A 21,510-nucleotide genomic window follows, 5' to 3' on the forward strand; every position below is an offset into this window, starting at 1 on the left:
GAGTGCGGCGGTCTGCGCCGCGGGGGCTTTCGACTCCAGCGCCGCCTCCGAGCACGGCCTGGGCCTCGTGCTGGTGGACCGCATCGCCCGCGCCCATGGCGGCGCGCTCGCGCTGGAGGGCGCGCCCGGCGAGGGCTTCGCCGTGGAGATCGCGCTGCCGCTGGCGTAGCAGGGCCTGTACCCGCGCCGCTACACGCCCTGCACGCCGATGCCGATAAGGCCCGGGCCGGTGTGCACCACCAGCACGGGGCTGATCTGCCCTTCGTACCAGGCGTCCGCGTGCGCCACGCGCCCGCCCAGCTCGGCGCGCACCTCGGCGGCCTCCGCGGCCGCGTCGCCGTTCACTACAGCCATGGTGACGCGCTCGAATCGGGAGGCGAACTTCTCGGCTGCGCCCATAGCCTTCTTGAGCGACTGGCGGCGGCCCTTCGCCTTCGACACCGTCACGTACACGCCCTGATCGTTGCAGGTGATGACCGGGCGCATGTCCAGCATGCTGCCCACGGCGTACGTCACGTTCCCGATGCGCCCGCCTTTATGCAGGTACTCCAACGTGTCCACGCAGAAGAACACCTTGGTATTCTCTACGATACTCGCAGCCTCCCTGCGGACATCATCAAGCGACGCCCCCTCGGCCAGCAGCCTCGCCAGCGCGAGTGCCACGAGCCCCGCCCCCATGCCAATATTCTTCGTATCCACGACTTCGCATGTGAGCGATGCCATACCGGCCGTCTCCGAGCGCATGAGGTCATAGGTCGCCGATAAGCCGCTCGATATGGTCACGATCACCGCTTCGCGGTATCCGTCGGCAACCACCTGGTTGAGCACGTCCCGAGCAACTGCGGGAGTAGGCGTGGACGTCGAAGGCACCTCGTCCGCGAATCGATCGTACACTTGCTGAGGCGTGATAGTCACCTTGTCGAGAAAGCTCTCGTTCGCATAGTTCACTTGCAGGGGAACAACGTACATACCGTACCGATCGATATCCTCCGGCGGCACATCTGTGCATGAGTCTACGATAAGCGCGATGCGATTGGCGTCCATGGGCTATCCTTGCTTTCGATCACGAGGTTTCCTCGTATTTAAAACCAACTTATAAATTGTTGATAACCTTGTCAAGAGTTTATTGAAATTGACGCACAAAACCTCTCTTGGTATGATCGTGTGCGATCGCAAGCAGCTCGGATGGAGGATGATCAACCATGGACGACATAAGCGCATCGGCGAGAGCACAAGAGCTTGCCTCGCTGCATCTACCCCGCTTCCACGAGATTCCGCACATCGACCTCTACATGGATCAGCTCGTCGGTCTGCTCGAAGACGCGCTTGCGCCGCTTTACGGGCCTGACGAGAAAGCGCTCACGCGCTCGATGGTGAACAACTACGTGAAGCAAGGCGTCCTGCCAGCCGTAAGCTCAAAGCGCTACACGCGCTCGCATGTCGCCTACCTCGTCGTCATCGGCACGCTCAAGCAGACCTTTTCCATCGGCGAGATAGAACGTCTTATCCATGCTCAGATCGCGAGCTTCGACACCCAGGTGGCATACGACTATTTCTGCGATGCGCTGGAAGACGCCTTGCGCGCGCTGTTCTCGCCGAACCCCACAAGCCCCCGCGGCCTTGTCGGTGGCTCGTCCAAGGGCGATTTCGAGCGCGACCTCGTCCTCGCCTCGACCGCCTCTGTCGCCTACACGCTCTACATCAAGACAAGCATCGCGCTGCTGCGCTCGATTTAGACTCGCTCGAGCAGCAGCGCCCAACCAGCATATCGTTCCGAGCGCGGTCGGGGACACGTCTTTGTTTCCTCTTCGAAACTCTCAATCATCCCGAGCATCAGCGGGGTTCTCGTCGGGTACAATACATCAATCGGACGGCCGAAGGACAGCGAAGGAGGAACGCCTAGGTGGAAGCGCTCGTACTTGCCTTGCTCATGCTTGCCGCAATCCTTCTTTCTTCCGTCATCGACCAGCTTGTCCCGAAGATATCCTCTCCTCTCATCCAGATTGCGCTCGGCTTGCTGATCGCTTTATTCGCGCCGTCACAAATCCAGATCAACCTTGATCCCGACCTGTTCCTCGTGCTGTTCATCGCGCCGCTGCTTTTCGACGAAGCGAAAAACATTGACAAGAAGGCTCTCTGGGCGAACCGAAGCCCCGTCCTGTCGCTCGCCATAGGCCTGGTGATGGTCACGGCTTTGATCGTAGGGTTCTCCGTACACTGGCTTGAGCCTTCGATCCCGCTCGCCGCCGCCTTCGCACTCGGAGCAGCCATCGGGCCAACCGATGCGATCGCTGTCGCGTCTCTACCGAAAGATGCGAACATCGCTCCGCGCGACAAGAGCATCCTCGAGGCCGAATCCATCCTCAACGACGCATCGGGCATCGTCTCGTTCCAGTTCGCCCTAGCCGCCGTGACTACGGGCACCTTTTCGCTTCTGAACGCTTCGGCAAACTTTGCGATCAGTTTTTTAGGAGGCATCCTGATCGGCGTCGCACTCGGACTGCTCGGCAATGTCTTCGTGCGACGCGTGCGCTCCTGGGGTCTTGAGAACACGACGTTTCATGTGCTGTTCGAGTTGTTCGTTCCCTTTATCGTCTATCTTGTGGCGAACACACTCGGCACGAGTGGCATCATCGCAGTCGTAGCGGCAGGCATTCTGAACGTCGTTTCTCCGCGCGCAATGAGCCCTTCCATCTCGCGCATGAACATCGTCTCGTCAAGCGTGTGGCGCGTGGTGTCATTCGCTTTGAACGGATTCGTATTTGTGCTCCTTGGAACCCAGCTTCCTCGTGTGATGCAGCAGTCATGGGACGACGTGAGCATTAACAACGGCGTGCTTATCGGCTACGTGCTTCTCATCGTGCTCATATCCTACATCGTACGTTTCGTTTGGCTCTGCGTGATGGATCGCTTGCGCAACCGCAAGCTGCCGCAGGACGAGCGCACAAACTGGCGCAAAAGCTTGCGTTCCTGGCTGATCATGACGCTCGGCGGGCCAAAGGGCACCATCACGCTCGCCGTCGTCCTTACCATCCCCTACACCATCTCCTACGGCGACCCGCTCGCGGTCGTGCGCTTTCCCCAGCGTGACCTCATAATCTTCCTCGCTTGTGGAGTTATCGTCGTCACGCTGCTCATCGCCACGTTCATCGTTCCCCTCATCGCCTCCCGAAACGAATCCGCAGAAGCCGACGAGCCCTGCGACGAAACGCAAGTGAGGCTTGACATCCTGCGCACGGTCATCGAAGAGCTGGCCGCACGCCAGACTATCGAAAACCGCGCGGCCACCCAGACCGTCATCCACTCCTATAACGAGCGCATAGCCCGCATCAAAGATCATCACGACATAGAGGACGAACCCATCACGGGGCTGCGCCTCAAAGCGATCGACTGGGAGCGCGAATACGTACTCGACCTCATCGAGAGCGGAAAGACGAGCCCCCTGGTAGGCTATCAGTACCTGGGACGACTTTCGCATGCTGAAAACCTCATCGAGCACCATGCTGGACGTTTTTCGCTCCAACACTCCTCGCATCGCCTGCGGATCCTACTGCGCTCAACCTGGCATCGCATCCTCAGCGGCCTGCCAGGTTTCTCCCCCACCGACCACGCGCAGGAAAGCCGCCAACTCCAACTTGCTGGCACCGAGTACGTTATCGGGAAGCTCCAGACCATGCTCACCTCGCCGGAATGCGATGAGCCGGCCGAGAACGTGAGCTCGCTTGTGATGGAATACCAACGCACGGTTTCCATGCTGCGCAGCGCGAATCCCTCCATTACGGCATTCACAAGGACAGCTGACAAAGCGATCGAGATTGAGCGGTTGGGCTTGCAGCTGGAACTCGAGCAGATCCAATCGCGCTACGAGGAAGGAGACCTTTGCCGCGCGGAGGCAAAGCGGATGCGCGAGAACGTAAACCTGATGCAGCTCGATCTCGAAGACAACGTGTGACAGGATGAACCTTTCTCGGTTGCGCCGAACTTCGCGAATTATAGGCGCAACCTGACAGCAGCGTCCGTCGCAAAGAAGCGCAGTGGCCGCTCGACATCGAGTCGAGCGGCCACTTTGAAAGGCATCTGTCAACCAGAGGATTATAGGCTTTCCGGCACTTTCCTAAGCGCCGAGTCTCCTCTACATCTTCGCCGGTGCGCTCACGCCCAACAAATCGAGCGACTTCGCCAGCACGATGCGGGTGGCGTCCACCAGCGCGAGACGCGCATCGCGCACAGCCAGTTCCTCGCCGATGACGTGACAGTTCGTGTAGAAGGAGTGGAACAGCGCTGCCAAGTCCTGCGCGTAGTGCGTCAGGCGGAACGCGGCGCGGTCGCGGGCGGCCTGGGCCACAAGCGGACCGAAGTCGTCCATCTTGCGCATGAGAGCAAGCTCAGACTCGTGCGTGAGCGGCGAGAGGTCCACGTCGGCGGGAATCACCTTCGCAGCCAGCTCGTCCATGCTCATCTCGCCGGCCTCGGCGGCCGCGGCGTCGGCCGGGTCGGCTGCCTTGCGCAGGATGGAGCAGATGCGCGCATGCGCGTACTGCACGTAGTACACCGGGTTCGACGCGTCCTTCTTCTTCGCCACCTCGATGTCGAAGTCGATGGGCTGGTCGGAGGACTTCGCCAGCATGAGGTAGCGGGTCGCGTCCACGCCCACCTCGTCGATGAGCTCCTCGAACGTGATCATCTCGCCGGTGCGCTTGGACATGCGCACGGCCTCGCCGTCGCGGAACAGGTTCACCAGCTGGCCGAGCATGATCTCGAGCGCGCCGGGCCAGCCCCAGGCCGCGAGCATGGCCTCACAGCGGGCGATGTAGCCGTGGTGGTCGGCGCCCCAGATGTTGATGAGGTGATCGAAGCCGCGCTCCATCTTGTTGTAGTGGTAGGCCACGTCGCTCATGAAGTACGTCATCTCGCCGTTGGCCTTGATGAGCACGCGGTCCTTCTCGTCGCCGAACGCGCTCGACTTGAACCAGGTGGCGCCGTCCTCGACGTAGATGTAGCCCTTCTCGTCCATGGCCTCGAGACTGCGGTCGACCGCGCTCTTGCCGGTCTCGTCGGGCACGTACAGGCTGCGCTCGGAGAACCAGCACTCGAATGTGGTGCCGAAGCGCTCGGTGACGCGGTGCTGCTCGGCCAGCTCGTAGGCGTAGGCACGCTCGCGGAAGTTCTCCATGCGCTCCTTCGGGTCGGCGTCGAGCCACACGTCGCCGTCCTCGTCGATGATGGTCTGCGCGATGTCCTTCACGTAGGAGCCGGCGTAGCACGCCTCGGGCATCTCCACGTCGCGGCCGAGCAGCTGCTGGTAGCGCACGGCCACCGACTCGCCGAAGTTGTCCATCTGCGTGCCGGCGTCGTTGATGTAGAACTCCTCGAACACGTCGTAGCCCGCGTGGCGCATGACGCGCGCCGTGGCGTCACCGAGCGCGGCCCAGCGGCCGTGACCCACGTGCAGGGGGCCGGTCGGATTCGCCGATATGTACTCCAGGTTGATCTTGCGCTCGCCCTCCGGGATGGTGCCGCGGCCGAAGTCGCCCTTCTCGGCGCGCACCTGGGCGGCCACGCCCTGCAGGGCCGACGGGGCCAGGCGAATGTTGATAAAGCCGGGACCGGCGATGTCCACGCTCTGCACGAGATCGTTCTCCGGCAGGTGGTCGACGATGATCTGGGCGATCTCGCGCGGGTTCTTCTTGGCGAGCTTGGCCGAGCGCATGGCCACGGTGGACGCCCAGTCGCCGTTGGCCTCGTCGCGCGGACGCTCGAGCGCCGCCTCGGGAGCCTGCTCGAGCTCGAGCGATCCGTCTTCGACTGCCGCAGCAATAGCTTGGTCGAAGACTTCTTCAAGTTGTTCGCGAATTTGCATGGTGAACGTCTTTCCTCGTGGATCTCGGGAGTGTATATGTCGAATGATTTTACCACCTTTTCGCAAGATGCAGCCGTATCGATCCAGCGATGGGCGCGACTTTGGCCGTTATGCAGAAAACGTACACATGACCTCGTGCAAGACTCAAACCATTGCGCGCTTCTGAAGATCCGCGTACCTAGAGACTATGGTATTGTAGGCAGTTGGCAGGCATACGCGACGCGGTCGATGCAGTCACGCAATGAAAGGTGGTACGCCATGGGCCTAACGTTCGAGCAGGGGCGTTTCGAAGACGCGCGTTTCGTGCGAACGCGCGTCTTCATGATAGAGCAAGGATTCAAAAACGAATTCGACGAGATCGATGATGATCCTACAACCGTTCATCTCACGCTGTACCGCGACGGGAGACTCGTCGGTTGTGCGCGAACGTTCCCCGATCCGAAACATGCCGATGATCCGGGACGCTGGGTGTTCGGCCGTTTGGCCGTACTGCCCGAGTCGCGCAAGAGCGGCCTCGGCGCCGCGCTCTTAGCGGAGTCGGAGCGTGTGGCGCGCGAAGCCGGCGCGACCGAGATGCATCTGCATTCTCAGTGTCACGTAACCGGGCTTTACGAACGCGCCGGATACGAGCGGTACGGCACCGAAGAGCTGGACGAGCACGTTCCTCACATCTGGATGAAAAAGCCGCTCTAGCCCGCTTCACCCACGTCTCGGGACAAACGCTCCGGCTGACCCGGTGAAGACCGCCGCTTTGTCCCTATCGTTTTCGGCGGCCTTCCTCGTCCGCCAGCCTCAGGCCGATACATGCAAAGGCCCCCGCGACTCAATGCGCGGGGGCCTTTGTGTACTGCGATGCCCCTTCAAAAACCTGTCCGGGAAGCACGCTGTCCGAGACGCTCGGTTACACTGCTCCTCCTGCGCCTGGGATGATTAGCATCGCTGCCGTAAGAATAACCGCGCACACGACGCCGAGGATGATAAACAGCACGCCACCGAACTTCAGCCATGTGGAGTACTCGATCTTTGCAAGAGCCAAGCCGCCCATGATGGCGCCGCTTGTCGGGGTGAACAGGTTCACCAGACCGTTGCCAGCGCTATAAATCATGATCATGACGTCAGGCGAGAATCCAAGCGAATTCGCCAGCGGGCCCATGATGGGCATGGACACGGTCGCCATGCCGGACGACGACGGGATGAGGAACGACAGCACGATATAGAGCAGGAACGACAACGGAGCGAAGATAACGGCCGACATGCCTGAGAGTGCCGCTGCCGCGTTCTCGAGAATCCACATATCCAGACCGGTCTCGCCCATGAGCACCGTGATGGAGCGGGCAAGCGCGATGATCAGCACAACGCTCATCATGTCCGCCGCGCCATTGATGAACGCTTTCACAAACCGGCTCTCAGACACACCGCCGATAACGCCGATGACCAGAGCCATGAGCAGGAACCAAGTCGATGCCTCGTCGAAGTACCACTGCCCCAGCGGAACGCCCGTCAGGAACGCGGACCAACCTTCGGAGATCTGCTCCTCGGTCGTCACCGTACCCTCGACGTCGCCGGTGAACGAAAGCTCTCCGCCGACCTCATTGTCGGTCCAGGCAGCCGAGATATCGTCGCCGGAAACTTGCTCGGTAACTTCCTCGGTAGCCGCACCCGCGTTGAAGATATCTACGCCGAAATCTTCCCACGGGATAAAGCTGACAATCATGACAACGAACGTCAGGGCGAACACGATCAACGACCACTTCTGACGCGCCGTCATCAGTTTCTCGTTCGGGTTGGCCTCGGCTTCGACAGCCTCTTGCTGAGCCTCGCCGAACTCTTCCTTCATAACCTCCTGCTCCTGCAGCGAGAGGATGGTCGAACCCTTGTTGGCTTTGACCTTCTTCGCGTAACGCATGACAAACAGAATGGAGATGACGAGCGTTACCAGCCACAGCACGACGCCGAGCATGATGATGGTGCCCTGATTGATGGCGATACCGGTGCCGGACAGCGAGTCAACAGCCGCACCGACAGCGAACGGGTTCACCGTCGAGCCCAGCACACCGCAGCCGGCGCCCAAAAGCACAACAGCCGCACCGACGACGCTGTCGAAGCCGGCAGCGACCATGGTTGCTGCGAGCAGCAGGTAGAACGGCACGGTTTCTTCGCACATACCATACGTGGTGCCGCCGATGGAGAAGATGAACATGAGGATGGGGATGAGCACAAGCTCGTTACCCTTCAGCTTCTTCACCAGCGCAGCGATGCCTGCATCAAGAGCGCCCGTCTCGGTCACGATTCCCAGGAATCCGCCCAAAATGAGGACGAAGAGACATACAGGAAGCGCATCGGTAAAGCCCTTGACGGGAGCGGTCGTCACATTGGCGATCGTCGCTCCCTCAACTCCTTCGACGCCTGCAAGCGACATCACCACGGTGACGACGGCAAGCACAACGAGGATAATCAGCAAAATGGTAAACGAAGAAATAGATCGTTTCTTTCTGCTTTTTTCTTTCGCGGTCATAAGACCCCTCCTTACCAGAGGATTGATAGTTGCGTGGTGCGTTCAAGAACCTGCGAGCGAACCGGCCGGAAGCATAACCGCGCGGCCCGCGAGCACCCCTAAAGACGTGCAAGGTCCACAAGGCGAAAGACGCCTTCTTCGTGCGGCGCATCCGCCGCCGCCCGTTCGAATGCGGAGCGGGCGGCGGCAGGAGGAAGCCGTACAGCGAGCGTCCCCTACGCCGTGATGACCGTACCCGTCTTGCCCTTCAAGCCGTCGGCAGCACACTCAAGAGAGGTGATGAGCGCACGCCCTTCGGGATGCTGCTCGACGAACTCGATGCAGGCTTCGACCTTCGGCAGCATCGAACCGGGAGCGAACTGGCCCTCGTCGATGTACTTTCTGGCCTCGGCCACCGTCATAGCATTCAGCTCCTGCTGCTCCGGCGTGTTGAAGTTGATGCACACCTTCTCGACCGCCGTGAGGATAACCAGCATGTCGGCACGGAAGTCGGCTGCAAGCTTGGCGCTCGAGCGATCCTTGTCGATAACCGCCGGCACACCGTGGTAGGAGTCGTCCTTCTCGACGACCGGAACGCCGCCGCCGCCCGTGGAAACGACAATATAGCCATCGTCCATGAGATCCTTGATGGCATCGAATTCCACGATGCGCTGCGGCTTCGGGGAAGGCACCACCTGACGCCAACCGCGGCCGGCGTCCTCTTTATAGGTGTAGCCGGTCTCCTCGGCGCGCTTCATGGCCTCTTCCTCGGTAAGGAAGGCGCCTACGGGCTTCGTCGGGTTCTGGAATGCCGGATCCTCCGGGTAGACCACCGTCTGCGTGATGACGCATGCCGTGGAGCGCATGATGCCACGACGCTTCATCTCGTTCAGGATGGCCTGCGACAGCTGATAGCCGATATAGCCCTGGCTCATAGCTCCGCACTCGGGAAACGGCATAGCCGGCGTCTTGCCGTCATGCGTGGAAGCGTAGTCGAATGCGTTATTGATCATGCCGACCTGCGGGCCGTTGCCGTGGGAGACCACGACGTTGATTCCCTCGGCCACCATATCAACGATGTGCTCGGCCGTGTTCTTCACCAGCTCCAGCTGCTCCTGCGGCGTGTCGCCCAAGGCGTTGCCGCCAAGAGCGATGACCACGGACTTGCCTTCGCCTTTCTGGTATGCCATAGTTCGTCCCCTTTCTTCTGATTACGACTAGGAGAGCGTGGCGTACATGACGGCCTTGATGGTGTGCATGCGGTTCTCGGCCTCGTCGAACACCTTGGACTGGGTCGACTCGAACACGGCATCCTCGACCTCCATCTCGGTGACGCCGAACTTCTCAGCGATCTCGGCGCCGATGGTGGTCTTGGTATCATGGAACGAGGGCAGGCAATGCATGAAGATAGCGTCATCGGAAGCCATGTCCATGACCTCTTTCGTCACGCGATAGGGCTCGAGAAGCTTGATACGCTCGGCCCAGATGTCGTCCGGCTCGCCCATGGACACCCAGATGTCGGTGTAGATGACGTTGGCGCCCGTGCAGGCCTCCTTCACGTCCTCGGTCAGGGTGATGGAAGCGCCGGTCTCGGCCGCTACTTTCTTGCACTCCTCGACGAGCTCAGCCTTCGGCATACGCGCCTTCGGGCCGCAAGCCACAAAGTGCAGACCCAGCTTCGCGCACACGACCATGAGAGAGTTCGCCACGTTGTTCTCGGCGTCACCCATGAACACGAACTTGAGACCCTTGAGACCCTGAGGGAAGTTCTCCTCAACCGTGAGCATGTCAGCGATCATCTGTGTGGGATGGAACTCAGTGGTCAGGCCGTTCCACACCGGCACGCCGGCGTTTGCGGCCAAATCCTCGACGATCTCCTGGGCAAAGCCGCGATACTCGATGCCGTCGTACATGCGGCCGAGCACGCGCGCGGTATCCTCGATGGACTCCTTCTTGCCCATCTGCGAGCTGCCGGGATCGAGATAGGTGACGCCCATACCCAGATCCATGCCGGCAACCTCGAACGAGCAGCGGGTGCGCGTGGAGGTTTTTTCGAACAGGAGCACGATGTTCTTACCTTCGAGGTAACGATGGGGGGTACCCGTCAGCTTGAGGTTCTTGAATTCTTTGGACAGCCTGATAAGATAGCGGATTTCCTCGGGGGTGAAATCCAGCAGCTTCAGGAAGTTGCGTCCGGAGAGGCTCGTGGGCATGATTCAATTCCTTTCGTCGTACGTTGCCAAGTTTTTCATCGATGTCCAACAAAGCGGGCGACGCCAAGTAAACCGCCCGCAGATTACCGCTTCCGTGGGGGATCCGTTCGGATCCCCCACGTTCGGGCGACAGCGGGTCTCGCCTCGCCCGGGAGTTAAAAGCTGAGCGCCTAGTCCTCGCGCCAGATGGGCATGCTCATGCAGCGTGGACCTCCACGACCGCGGGAGAGCTCTGCAGAGGGCATCTCGAGAACCTTGAGGCCCTTTTCCTTGAGCACGGCGTTTGTGACGTCGTTGCGCTCGTACACCACGATGGTGCCCGGTGCGATGCACAGCGTGTTCGAGCCGTCGTTCCACTGCTCGCGCTCGGCCGCAATGCGGTCGCCGCCGCCGCAGGGGATGAGCTCAACAGGATGACCCACATACTTCTCAAGGATATCCTCGAGCGTGTCGTTGATCTCCTTGACGTGGATGCCGCCCTGGCCGTCAGGAGTGATCTCGAACACGGTCAGAGGGCCAAGGATGCCCGGGTGCACCGTGAACTTGTCGACGTCGATTTGAGTGAACACCGTGTCGAGGTGCATGAACGCACGGGAGTTCGGGATATTGAACGCAAGGATCGTCTCGATGGGACTGGTGGAATCCTCGAAGATGTTCTTCGCGATAGCGTCGATCGCATCAGGCTCGGTACGCTGCGAAATGCCGATGGCCAACACCTTGTCGTTGATATTGAGGATGTCGCCGCCCTCGATGTGGAACGTGTTGTAACGGCTGTAGTACTCAGGGACGTCCTTGAACTCGGGGTGATACGTGAAGATGTACTCTCCGTAGATGGTCTCGCGGTTGCGCGTGACGGAGTACATACGATTTATGGACACGCCGTTGCCGATCATCGCGAACGGATCGCGGGTGAAGTACAGGTTCGGCATAGGGGCAACCACCATCTTCGACGAATCGCTCACCAGGTCGACAAGAGAGTTCGACTTGTCGGTGTGCAGTTCGGTGAGGTTGATGCCCTCCATCGTCTTAAGGACGAGGTCGTAGTTGTCGGGATAGTTGTCGTTAAGGTAATCGTAGATGATCTTCTGGTAGCGCTCGGTGCGAATTCCGGCCTCTTCGATGAACTGCTTGAGGAATTTTTCACGCAGCTCGGGGTTCTGATCGAGTACTTCGGCCATGAGCTTTTCGAGGTACACGACCTCAACGCCGTTGTCGCGCAGAATCTGCGCGAAGGCGTCGTGCTCTTCCTGGGCGACCTTCAAGAACGGGATATCGTCGAACAGCAGCTCCTCGAGCGTGTTCGGCGTCAGGTTCAGAAGCTCTCGACCCGGGCGGTGGAGCAGAACTTTTTTCAAAGGCTTGATTTCGCTTTTGACGTTCACACCAGCCATTGCAACCCTCCTTTTCTGTATGCATTTTCCAGATTTTCGCCATTCGGAACCGCCCGTTGCGCACCAGGCGTCCGTCCGATATCGCCAAAATCTCATGCTTCAGGTCAAATTGCAACCACAAAACTGAAACAAATCTGAACACGTCAAAATGCCTCGTGGTTTTTCGGCGAACGGAGTCATTCTTTTGTGCATTTCTCCATATTTTCGACAAATTTACTTTTTTACGATAAAGCACTGTAGCGGTTCGCATGCACTTCGATCCCTTGTTTTGCGGCAAAAGAAACGCGTTTCAAGCTCGAAGCAGCCAAGTCTTTATTAATGTGAATGCATAAACATTCGAAAAGATGCAATTCCGATGCAAGCGTCTTATAGATAGCGGTCAAACAGGCCGTTTGCGATCTGCTTACCTGTGGAATTGAAACCGAGCGATTGTCGCATAACCCCTGTTACTTGCTGATATCCTCACAGACTCGGCCCTCTCGACCCCTTTGTCGCATCCTTTGTTCTCGCGCAGTAGTTTTACGGTATAATATCGGTGCTTTCCGAAAGGCGCCCATGGCTCAATGGATAGAGCAACGGACTTCTAATCCGTCGGTTGCAGGTTCGAATCCTGCTGGGCGCACCAGAATTCGAAGGTCGTCCGGCTCAACAAGGACGGCCTTTTTAATTTTCTAAAAATTAAACTTTTTATGATGTCATATTTATAATAGTATGGCAATAGACATTATTGCTTTTTTGGCACTTTGAAGACAAGGCGTAGTTCTCAGCGCTTCCTTGTAATCCTTCGGTAAACCGATTGGCAACGGTTCGTTTGGATGCGCCGTTTTGATGGCACCCTCCTTTATCATAGAAAGCTCAATCGCCGTGCGCTCACCTCTCGTCGACGAGCGTCGAAAGGAGCAACGCCAATGCCCTATCTAGAAAATCACACGTTGTACTACAAGAAATCCTGCCCTTATTGTCAGAAAGTTCTTCGGTTCATGGACGATCGAAAGATCATGATGGATACGCGCGATACGCTGCAGCCGGGCATTCAGAACGACCTTGTGCGCGTAGGAGGCAAAAAGCAGGTTCCCTGTCTGGTCGTCAACGGCAAACCGTTGTATGAATCGGACGACATCGTCGAATATCTCAGGACACAGGTGCCACAATAACCTGTACGCTCAACGATAGCGCGCTACGCTCAAGATCATCCGCGAGAAAGACGTGCATGGAACCCGCTACATTGGAGTACGTTCTCTCGCGAGTACCCTTACTCGCCGGGACTGCCCTCTTCGATAAGGACCATAGCCGTTGCAGGCGCAGGCTGCGGCCCTTTTGTGCACGAGAATCTCGTGCGCATGCGACAAATTTGCGGTACAATGAGCGTCGCGCAAAACGCGGGTGTGGTTCAATGGTAGAACCTGAGCCTTCCAAGCTCATGACGCGGGTTCGATTCCCGTCACCCGCTCCATCCGATTGCCAGGCCGAGGGCACCTTGCCTTCGGCCTTTTCACATCCCGTCGGCCTCCCCTACTACACAGACGTACAGCCCGGCTTCATCGAGGCCTATGCGCGAGTTGCCCGCAATACACAAGCCGCCGTATCGCACGTGCGCTTCCCACTGCAAAGACGTCGATCCGAAAAACTCCCGTCCGCTGGGTAACGGCGATACCAAAGCACATTGACGTCGTATTGCCGAAGCCACCATCCCAAGCCAGGCATCGCTTTCGAAGCAGTACAGTCGCGTCGTCAGCCAACGCGAGCCGGCAGCACCCGAAGCGGAGGACGGACCGATACGACCATGAACGCACAACTCGAAGCGTACAACCGAAAGAGGAGCTTCGACCGCACACCCGAGCCCAAGGGGATCGAAAGCGGATCGGGTTCTCCTACGGTCGATCCTTCCGACCGTCTCAGGTTCGGCGTACAGCACCACGTAGCACGGCGCGACCATTACGATCTGCGTCTCGAGTGGAACGGCGCGCTTTTGAGCTGGGCCGTTCCGAAAGGGCCATCCTTCGATCCACGTGACAAGCGGTTGGCTGTGCACGTTGAGAACCATCCCCTCGAGTACCGCTCGTTCGAGGGAACCATACCGAAAGGCGAGTACGGCGGCGGCACCGTGATGCTGTGGGACGAGGGATTTTGGACGCCGCTCGGCGACGTCGACGAAAGCCTCCGCAATGGAGAGCTGAAGTTCAAGCTATACGGGCAGCGGCTCAAAGGAGCTTGGGTGCTGGTCAAGCTTAGGCAAAAACCCGGCGAACGCGGCGACAATTGGCTTCTGATCAAGGAGCGCGACGAATTCGCTCAATCCGAAAACGCGATTTCGCCGTTCACGACGAGCATTGAAACCGGACGCACGATGGAAGAGATTGCGCAAGAAGCAGCCGAACATGGAGAGCGCAATCCCTTCAAGGAAACGCCGGTCCAGCTAGCCAAGCTTGTAACTGACGTCCCTACAGGCCGCAACTGGCTATACGAAGTAAAATACGATGGCTATCGCATCGTCGCATACGTCGAAGGCGGGCGAACGCGCCTTACGACGCGCAATGGACTTGACTACACCGATCGTTTTCCCGATATAGCCGCCTCGCTTTCTCGCTGGTCAGATGGTCGTGCGATGGTCCTCGACGGAGAACTCGTGGTGACGGACGAGGACGGACGGTCCGACTTCCAGGCGCTCCAGAGCTTTCTTCGAAGTCCCGAAGGCAAGCGACCCGCCTACATCGTGTTCGATCTCCTCGCGCTCGACGGCGAGGATCTACGCGATCAACCCCTTGTCGAGCGTAAGCGCCTCCTCGAGGAACTCGTACATGATGCGCCACTGGCTGTTCGCTTCAGTGCGCACGTCTCAGAGCAGGGGGAAGAGAGCTTCCGCGCCGCGTGCGAACTAGGCTTAGAAGGCATCGTCGGCAAACGAAGAGACTCTCGCTATCGTGGAAGGCGCACCGGCGATTGGATCAAGCTGAAATGCGACCGCAGCCAGGAGTTCGTCGTGGGAGGCTACACCTGCACCGAGAAAGCCCGTGCCGGCGTAAGCGCTCTTCTACTGGGCACCTTTGAGAACGGCGTTTTTGAATACGCAGGGCGTGCGGGGTCGGGCATCTCGGCAGATGATGCGCATGAGCTGCTCGAGCGGTTTCGGGGCCTTGAACGCTGCGACCCCCCGTTCTCGAACCCGCCTCGCGCTCGAACGGGAGAGTGCCTTACATGGCTCAAGCCTGAGCTTGTGGTTCAGGTGCGTTTTTCCGAATGGACCGAGGACGGCCAACTCCGCCATCCAAGCTACCAGGGCTTACGCGCCGACAAAGAACCCCGAGACGTTCATCGCGAGGATGCCGCCGGCGCGCCTCGACCCAGTGCCGCAAGCAACGACACCGACGATACGACTCGACGCGCTGCGAAGCAGAGCGAACCCGCTTCCCGCATCGCCTCCCCCGAACGCAACGCATCGAGCACAAATAGAACGGAGCATCGCATGACCACCGAGAACACCGGAGCCGCGCATGCCTTGGCGGAATCGAGCGACTCGAAGAACGGGCTCGAGCGCGCCTCCGACCCGCCAAGCTCAAAGCGACGCGCTGCCGAGCCGGGCGAGCGCTCGCCCCGTCCGAAGAGCCCCCGCGGAACCGCCGCGACTGACGGACTCGTGGTGGATGGCGTCCGCATCACGAGCCCGGACAAGCTCTTGTTCACCGATCCCGACGTGACCAAGGCCGACGTCGTACGCTATTACGCGCAAGCCGCCGAAGCCCTGCTGCCCTATGCGAGCGGGCGCATCTTGAGCATCGTACGCTGTCCGCGCGGCATTGAATCCGCATGCTTTTTCAAGAAGCATCCCGGTCCGGGCGCCGCAGGCGTCGTAACGGTAACCGTGCCGTCAAGCGATGGCACGCCGGAGGAGTACTTCTACGTGGACGACGTCCGAGGCATCGTCACGGAAGCGCAGATGGACACGCTCGAATTCCATGTATGGGGCAGTCGTGTGGAAACGCTCGAGCAGCCCGACATGATGGTATTCGATCTTGATCCCGACGAGGGCCTTGGTCTTGAGCAGATACGCCAAGGCGTGCGCGACTTGAAAGGGATGCTCGACGAGCTGTCGCTGACGTCGTTTCTCAAGACAAGCGGCGGTAAAGGCTACCATGTGGTCGTTCCGTTCGAACCCTCGGCCTCATGGGAGGCGTTCCATAGCTTCGCGCGGCGCATCGCCGACGTGATGGCGCAGCGTTGGCCCGACCGGTATACCAACAACATACGCAAGGCGAAGCGCAAGGGCCGTATCTTCATCGATTGGCAGCGCAACGGTCGAGGCGCCACAAGCATCGCCCCATATTCACTGCGCGCCCGCCACGGGGCCCGCGTGTCAACGCCTCTGTCGTGGGACGAACTCGGCCACGTTGCGCCCGATGCCGTGACGATGGCTGACGCCCTTGAGCGCATCGGTTCGCACAGCGATCCTTGGAAGGGCTTCTTCGACGTGGAGCAGGCATTAAAGCAATCGTAGCTATGCACAACCTCGCGCGCTGCAAAGCAAGCGTTCTTCCGAACGCGGCGCCTGGGCAAACGGATGCATTCCGGCGAAGACACGAAGTGCGCGATCAAACCGTAGTCGGAATATGATGGTCGGGGCGACAGGATTCGAACCTGCGACATCCTGCTCCCAAAGCAGGCGCGCTACCAAACTGCGCCACGCCCCGACGCCGAAACGGCAATGGGTATTATACCAGAAGCCTTGTCGAAGTGATGACGGCTTCGCGCTACCCCTCGGGATCGCCGAGGAAATGCAGGGAGGCTTCCAGCTGCTCGCGAAGGTCGCGCAGCGCATTGCCGCGATGAGACACCGCGTTCTTCTCGCCTTGGCTCACCTCGGCGAGCGTGCGCTTGCCGCCAAACACGTCCGGAAAGAACAGCGGATCGTATCCGAAGCCGCCTTCCCCCTGCTCTTCACGACCGATGCAGCCTCCGATCGTTCCCCGTGCGACCGTCTCGGTACCGTCCTCGTTGATAAAAACCAACGTGCTCACGAAGCGCGCTGTGCGCTCTCCATCCGGCATGTCGGCAAGCGCAGCCAGCAACTTTTGATTATTCGCGAAGTCATCGCACGGCTCGCCGGCGAACCGGGCCGAGCGCACTCCGGGAGCTCCGTCGAGCGCATCCACCTCAAGACCGGAGTCGTCGGCAAGTGACGCGAGCCCGCCAGATACCTCGTGCGCAGCGCGCGCTTTGATGCGAGCATTTCCTTCGAAGGAATCAGCAAGCTCCTCCGGATCAGACTCAAGTCCCAGCTCGCGCAACGTACGGAACTCCCAGCCGGGGAAGTCAAGCGCCGTTGCGATCTCCGCAGCCTTGTGCGCATTGTTCGTTGCGAGCACTACCGTTTTCATGCCTCCGCCTTCCTTCGGCATATTCTTCCAGTTCCCGCCTCTTGCGACCCAGCCGCCCTCAAGCCAGCTCCACACGAGCAACCGTGTCGATAGGCGCGCGGAACACGCGGCTGCCGAAGCTCGCGAATTCGCTCACGTCCTCGCCCGTCGTGAAGAACTCGTAGCAAGGTCCATTATCGGATGGAGCCAGAGCATCGCGTCGCGCAAGAATCTCGGCGACGTCCAGCGCCGCTTCCCTCGCCGACGAAATCAGCGTGACGCCACGCCCGACGACTCCGCCGATAAGCGCTTTGAGCAGAGGGAAATGCGTGCAACCAAGCACGAGCGTGTCAATATCGCAACGACGGAGGGGTTCCAGGTACTCGCGCGCAATCTCCTCGAACGCAGGGCGAATATAGACCTTCGATGCAAGCGATGTGTAATTCTCAATGGGCCCCTCTGCCATACGGATGCCCTGTTCGGCAATTTCCACGAAGCGCGGCGTAGCTGTGGAGAATACCGTAATACCGGCGTCGAGATGGCGGATGGCGCGCGTGTAAGCATCCGATTCCACCGTGGCCTTCGTAGCCACGACGCCTACGCGACGGTTCTGCGTCGCATGAGCAGCCGCGCGAGCACCCGGCTCCACAACGCCGATGACCGGGACGGGGAACGTCCTCTGTGCATGCGCAAGTCCTGCCGCAGTCGCTGTGTTACAGGCGATGACGATGAGCTTCACCCCGCGCTCTACAAGCCAGGCGCCAATCTGCTGTACGAATCCATCCACTTCTGCTAGGTCGCGCGGCCCGTAGGGGCATCGCGCAGAGTCCCCCACATACACGATGGACTCTTGCGGCAGTGCTTTCGCAATTTCGCGCGCGACCGTGAGCCCACCGAAGCCGGAATCAAACACGCCTATGGGCGCGCAGGGGCTCACGCCCGACAAGAGAGCGCCCGCGGGTCCGTGCGTCGGAAACCGGAGGGAAGAAGTTTGGTTCGGTGCGCTTGGTATACTATCGTTCATGCTTGCCAGTATACTGCAAGCATTCTTCACCGAGACACTCGGATGCTTCGAGTCCTTGCGCGATCCATGATCGGTACGATCGAGTGGCCAGCAAGACGCAACGGAGCCCAAGTCGAATAGATAGGAAGGACTGGATGACGAAAGAACGCGATCGCAAGACCAACGCCATCCGCGTGCTCGACGCCGCGAGAATCGATTACCGCTCATGGTTCTTCGAGACGCCTATCGCGCTCTCGGGCGTCGAGTCGGCGCGCCGACTCGGAATCGACCAGGACCGCGTATTCAAAACACTCGTTACGCAAGGACGGTCGGGCGGCTACTACGTGTTCATGATCCCCGCAGGTCGCGAACTCAGCTTGAAGAAGGCGGCAGCAACGACCGGCGAAAAGTCCATTGCCATGATCAAGGCACGCGAGCTCCTGCCGCTTACGGGATACGTGCACGGCGGGTGCTCGCCCATCGGCATGAAGAAGCTCTTCCCTACATTTATCGACGAAACAGCGCTCCTACACGAGCGCATCGTATTCTCGGGCGGCCGCATCGGCTGCCAGGTGGAGGTCTCGCTCGAAGACCTGAGAGGCATCGTGCCGATAAAAGCGGCCGATCTCACGATCACCTGAACTACCAGTGACACACCACTACGTCGCCCGCCTGGATGATACCGTACAGTTCGCCTGCAGCCGACGGCGGCAGGTTCACGCATCCGTGGCTTCCATTGGTCTTGTAGCGCGTGCCTCCGAACGAGGACTGCCAATTAGCGTCATGCAGGCCAACGCTGTTACCGACAAACGGCATCCAGTACTGTACCGGGGTCTCGTAAGTCTTCTTCCCGTTCTCGTAGCCGATAAGCGTGGACGGACTCGCCTTCTGGTTGAGCCAGTACACGCCGGTTGGCGTATCGCGTTTGCCGTTGGGCAGGCCTGATACGCACGGGGATTCCCACACGAGCGCCCCGGATTCGTCATAGAACCGCACATATTGCTCCGACAGGTCGATATCGCAGTAGCGCGCGCCCCAGTCCTGTCCTCCCGCACCGTTGTAGGCCTTGCCCGACGTGGAGCATGGTATCTCTACGGTAGCCTGCGTGCCATTGGCTACGGCGTCCTTAACCGTAGCGAGCAGCGCCTCAGAGTCCACCGTCCAGCCGTACGCCCCGCCGGACACCGTGATCGACTTGCCATCGGGACGCGTGTAGGACCGCTGCGTCCCCACCGTGTTGCAGTCGGACGCAAGCTGCTCGACCCATGCTGTGAGAGCTCCATCGTCAAGCGTCGCAGACAGATCCTCACCGAGAACAACCCATTGCGATATGAGGCCCGCGTCGAGCGTCGCCGCCGTGTCACCGGCCATGGTCAGAACGAGCTCGGCCGCGATCATGGTGTTCGCATTCGCAGTTGCCGTGGCAAGCGCCGCATCGGTGGAGAGCACAGTAGGCTTCAGCAGATCTTCGGCTGTGAGGGTTACCTTCGGATTAAGAACCGCCAGCGCTTCATCGGCCTTGCGGACGATCTGATCGGCATCGAGCGCAGTGCCGGCCGATTCAGGCTGGACAGCGAACGCCCCTTGGTCGGGATCGTAGGCGATGGTGGCGTTCACAGGCTGCTCGGCCGACGCGTTGAACTCCTCCACCGCTGAACGTATGGCGTCCTCGAGGCCCGTCCCATTCGAAACCGCGACGAGCTTGTCCGTCTCGTCGTGGTCGTTGCGCACTTCGAGCGGCCAAAGCCAGGGGTTCGTGTCGTCCAGCATGTCACGAATGACCGACGCCTCGTCTATCGATAGCGCAGCATCGGACGAGGAGAGCGTAAGCGAAAAGCCGTCGCCGCCGATCGAGAGCGTATAGTCATCGATAGCTTCGACAAGCGCCTTCTCCGCGTCCGCCGCGGACATGAGCGATACGTCGATATCTCCAACGTTGGAATTCGGCATGAATCGATCGGTGAAGTAGACGGCGATCCCGGCGTAAACGGCAACAAGCAGGCCCAAGATGACGCCGAGCGTAATCCCGACCACCTTGAGCGGCTTGTTCTTGCGCGAGCGCTTGCTCGCCTTCGAGGCATCGACGGGCCGCACGCCCGGAGACGGAGCGCTTTGCTTGCTGGCGGCAACAGTGCTTTTCGGGGGCTTTGTACCGCGCTTCGCCGGCGGCATGGCTATCGTCGCGTCGGGAACCCGCGATGGAGCGGGCTTTCCTGCAAGGCCGGAACGCGCTGCCTGGCCACGAGCCGAGGAAGAAGACGGCGCAGTCCCGCTTCCTTGATCGAAAGCCTTCTTTGATGAGTCGGCCGTTGAAGGCCCGATCGCATGACGGCCCTGCGGAGCCGTGTTCTTTTTCTTGTTCATACTCGCTCTCATTGCTCGGGTGCTCGTTTCCATTGTAGCAAGATGCGGCAAAGCAACGGCAAACAAAAGGACGAGCGAAGCCCCTCTTGCTACGAGCGCCACAATATCGCCACGAGCGCTTCATATCGCGAACCGACGGCGACGTATCTTAACTCCCGACAAGAGCGCTTTTGAAAGGCGCAAGCATACCACGCCCTCTTGCGCCAGGCTCATCGGCCTGTCGTGCGCCCGTTGCTCGTTCCCGGTCGAAAGCGGCTCCTCGGACTCCCCGAACAACGTCGTTGCCTGCGCGCGGCTTGACAAACGAGCGGACGCGGTTAGAATGGATGTTCGCCGTTTGGCGGCCTGCCGGATGGTTTTTGGCGTTCGGACTTTGACAAGGTGGGGCCTTCGACCCGCACAGCTCGTCCCTCGACGAGCTCGCCTTGCATTGCAAGGGGGCGACTGGTTTCGACATGGTACGTCCGAAATGAGGAGCAGGCCGTGGTCTCCTCGCCACGTAAAACAGGGGTACCGTCAATTTAATTGGCAAAGCTAAGACTCAGAGCGCTCCGGCGCTCGCCATGGCTGCTTAATAGCACCAGGCTGTCGGCCTTAGGATTTCCCCGCCCTTTGGTCCGGCATCAACCTAGGGGAATGCGCTCGAGCACGTAGCCGGTATGGCTCGGGCAAAGATCGAACCGGCTAGGAAGCGCAACGCCCGTCGGCGGACCGCGCGCGACCGAATGCTGATCGCCGACTAAGCTTGTAGGGCCTCATGGACGATGTAGTATGGACCGGAGTTCGATTCTCCGCGCCTCCACCACACGTGATCGCGCCCCCTTCGGATTCCGA

Annotated in this window: 16 protein-coding genes, 3 tRNA genes and 1 other RNA gene; 10 read left to right on the forward strand and 10 right to left on the reverse strand. The window is 59.8% G+C overall.

Annotated elements, in window-relative coordinates; all coding sequences use genetic code 11:
• A partial coding sequence (locus C2L71_RS12470; protein ID WP_129588492.1) for an ATP-binding protein occupies positions 1 to 169 on the forward strand: 169 nt, incomplete at its 5' end.
• 20 nt (positions 170 to 189) lie between these two features.
• Here the strand turns inward: C2L71_RS12470 and C2L71_RS07910 are convergent.
• Entirely contained in the window at positions 190 to 1,044 is an 855-nt protein-coding gene (locus C2L71_RS07910) for a DegV family protein (protein WP_103265238.1), read from the reverse strand.
• 158 nt (positions 1,045 to 1,202) lie between these two features.
• Between C2L71_RS07910 and C2L71_RS07915 the strand changes: the two genes are divergently transcribed.
• Positions 1,203 to 1,736, forward strand: a complete 534-nt coding sequence (locus C2L71_RS07915) for a DUF1836 domain-containing protein (RefSeq protein ID WP_103265239.1) — start codon at positions 1,203 to 1,205, stop codon at positions 1,734 to 1,736.
• A 167-nt stretch (positions 1,737 to 1,903) separates the two neighbouring features.
• Positions 1,904 to 3,952, forward strand: a complete 2,049-nt coding sequence (locus tag C2L71_RS07920) for a Na+/H+ antiporter (RefSeq protein ID WP_103265240.1) — start codon at positions 1,904 to 1,906, stop codon at positions 3,950 to 3,952.
• 180 nt (positions 3,953 to 4,132) lie between these two features.
• Here the strand turns inward: C2L71_RS07920 and argS are convergent, their stop codons facing one another.
• Positions 4,133 to 5,860, reverse strand: a complete 1,728-nt coding sequence (gene argS, locus C2L71_RS07925) for an arginine--tRNA ligase (protein ID WP_103265241.1) — start codon at positions 5,858 to 5,860, stop codon at positions 4,133 to 4,135.
• A gap of 258 nt (positions 5,861 to 6,118) precedes the next feature.
• Between argS and C2L71_RS07930 the strand changes: the two genes are divergently transcribed.
• Positions 6,119 to 6,553, forward strand: coding sequence for a GNAT family N-acetyltransferase (locus tag C2L71_RS07930; RefSeq protein WP_103265242.1), 435 nt, complete (start codon positions 6,119 to 6,121; stop codon positions 6,551 to 6,553).
• Between the two features lie 208 nt (positions 6,554 to 6,761).
• Here C2L71_RS07930 and C2L71_RS07935 read toward each other — a convergent pair whose 3' ends face one another.
• The 4 genes from C2L71_RS07935 to arcA form a co-directional block, all read right to left on the reverse strand.
• Positions 6,762 to 8,375, reverse strand: a complete 1,614-nt coding sequence (locus C2L71_RS07935; RefSeq protein WP_103265243.1) for a YfcC family protein — start codon at positions 8,373 to 8,375, stop codon at positions 6,762 to 6,764.
• Between the two features lie 215 nt (positions 8,376 to 8,590).
• Positions 8,591 to 9,544, reverse strand: a complete 954-nt coding sequence (gene arcC, locus C2L71_RS07940) for a carbamate kinase (RefSeq protein ID WP_103265244.1) — start codon at positions 9,542 to 9,544, stop codon at positions 8,591 to 8,593.
• A gap of 27 nt (positions 9,545 to 9,571) precedes the next feature.
• Positions 9,572 to 10,567, reverse strand: coding sequence for an ornithine carbamoyltransferase (gene argF, locus C2L71_RS07945; RefSeq protein ID WP_103265245.1), 996 nt, complete (start codon positions 10,565 to 10,567; stop codon positions 9,572 to 9,574).
• A gap of 170 nt (positions 10,568 to 10,737) precedes the next feature.
• Complete coding sequence (arcA, locus tag C2L71_RS07950; RefSeq protein ID WP_103265246.1) at positions 10,738 to 11,958, reverse strand: arginine deiminase; 1,221 nt, start codon at positions 11,956 to 11,958, stop codon at positions 10,738 to 10,740.
• A gap of 549 nt (positions 11,959 to 12,507) precedes the next feature.
• Here arcA and C2L71_RS07955 point away from each other — a divergent pair.
• The 4 genes from C2L71_RS07955 (at position 12,508) to ligD (ending at position 16,450) form a co-directional block, all read left to right on the forward strand.
• Positions 12,508 to 12,583, forward strand: a tRNA-Arg gene (locus C2L71_RS07955).
• Positions 12,584 to 12,866: 283 nt separating this feature from the next.
• Positions 12,867 to 13,112 (forward strand): glutaredoxin family protein, encoded by a 246-nt coding sequence (locus C2L71_RS07960; RefSeq protein ID WP_103265247.1) that lies wholly within the window; start codon positions 12,867 to 12,869, stop codon positions 13,110 to 13,112.
• Between the two features lie 225 nt (positions 13,113 to 13,337).
• A tRNA-Gly gene (locus C2L71_RS07965) sits at positions 13,338 to 13,411 on the forward strand.
• A gap of 330 nt (positions 13,412 to 13,741) precedes the next feature.
• On the forward strand, positions 13,742 to 16,450 hold the full coding sequence (gene ligD, locus C2L71_RS12320) for a non-homologous end-joining DNA ligase (RefSeq protein WP_239926514.1): 2,709 nt from the start codon (positions 13,742 to 13,744) through the stop codon (positions 16,448 to 16,450).
• Positions 16,451 to 16,566: 116 nt separating this feature from the next.
• Here ligD and C2L71_RS07980 read toward each other — a convergent pair.
• The 3 genes from C2L71_RS07980 to murI all read right to left on the reverse strand — a co-directional run bounded on the left by C2L71_RS07980 (position 16,567) and on the right by murI (position 18,255).
• Positions 16,567 to 16,643: transfer RNA gene (locus C2L71_RS07980), tRNA-Pro, on the reverse strand.
• A 60-nt stretch (positions 16,644 to 16,703) separates the two neighbouring features.
• Positions 16,704 to 17,330 (reverse strand): RdgB/HAM1 family non-canonical purine NTP pyrophosphatase, encoded by a 627-nt coding sequence (gene rdgB, locus C2L71_RS07985; RefSeq protein WP_103265248.1) that lies wholly within the window; start codon positions 17,328 to 17,330, stop codon positions 16,704 to 16,706.
• Positions 17,331 to 17,388: 58 nt separating this feature from the next.
• The gene (gene murI / locus C2L71_RS07990) at positions 17,389 to 18,255 is read right to left on the reverse strand and encodes a glutamate racemase (protein WP_338065896.1); all 867 of its coding nucleotides are present in this window, start codon (positions 18,253 to 18,255) and stop codon (positions 17,389 to 17,391) included.
• A gap of 212 nt (positions 18,256 to 18,467) precedes the next feature.
• On the opposite strand from murI, the gene ybaK reads away from it, so the two are divergent.
• On the forward strand, positions 18,468 to 18,953 hold the full coding sequence (gene ybaK / locus C2L71_RS07995; protein WP_103265250.1) for a Cys-tRNA(Pro) deacylase: 486 nt from the start codon (positions 18,468 to 18,470) through the stop codon (positions 18,951 to 18,953).
• Position 18,954: 1 nt separating this feature from the next.
• Here ybaK and C2L71_RS08000 read toward each other — a convergent pair whose 3' ends face one another.
• Positions 18,955 to 20,676: a L,D-transpeptidase family protein gene (locus tag C2L71_RS08000; protein ID WP_239926516.1), complete on the reverse strand. Its 1,722-nt coding sequence runs from the start codon at positions 20,674 to 20,676 to the stop codon at positions 18,955 to 18,957.
• Positions 20,677 to 21,112: 436 nt separating this feature from the next.
• Here C2L71_RS08000 and ssrA point away from each other — a divergent pair.
• Positions 21,113 to 21,481: a transfer-messenger RNA gene (gene ssrA, locus C2L71_RS08005) on the forward strand.
• Positions 21,482 to 21,510: the final 29 nt, after the last annotated feature.

It is taken from the genome of Enteroscipio rubneri, assembly GCF_002899715.1.
Classification (GTDB): domain Bacteria; phylum Actinomycetota; class Coriobacteriia; order Coriobacteriales; family Eggerthellaceae; genus Enteroscipio; species Enteroscipio rubneri.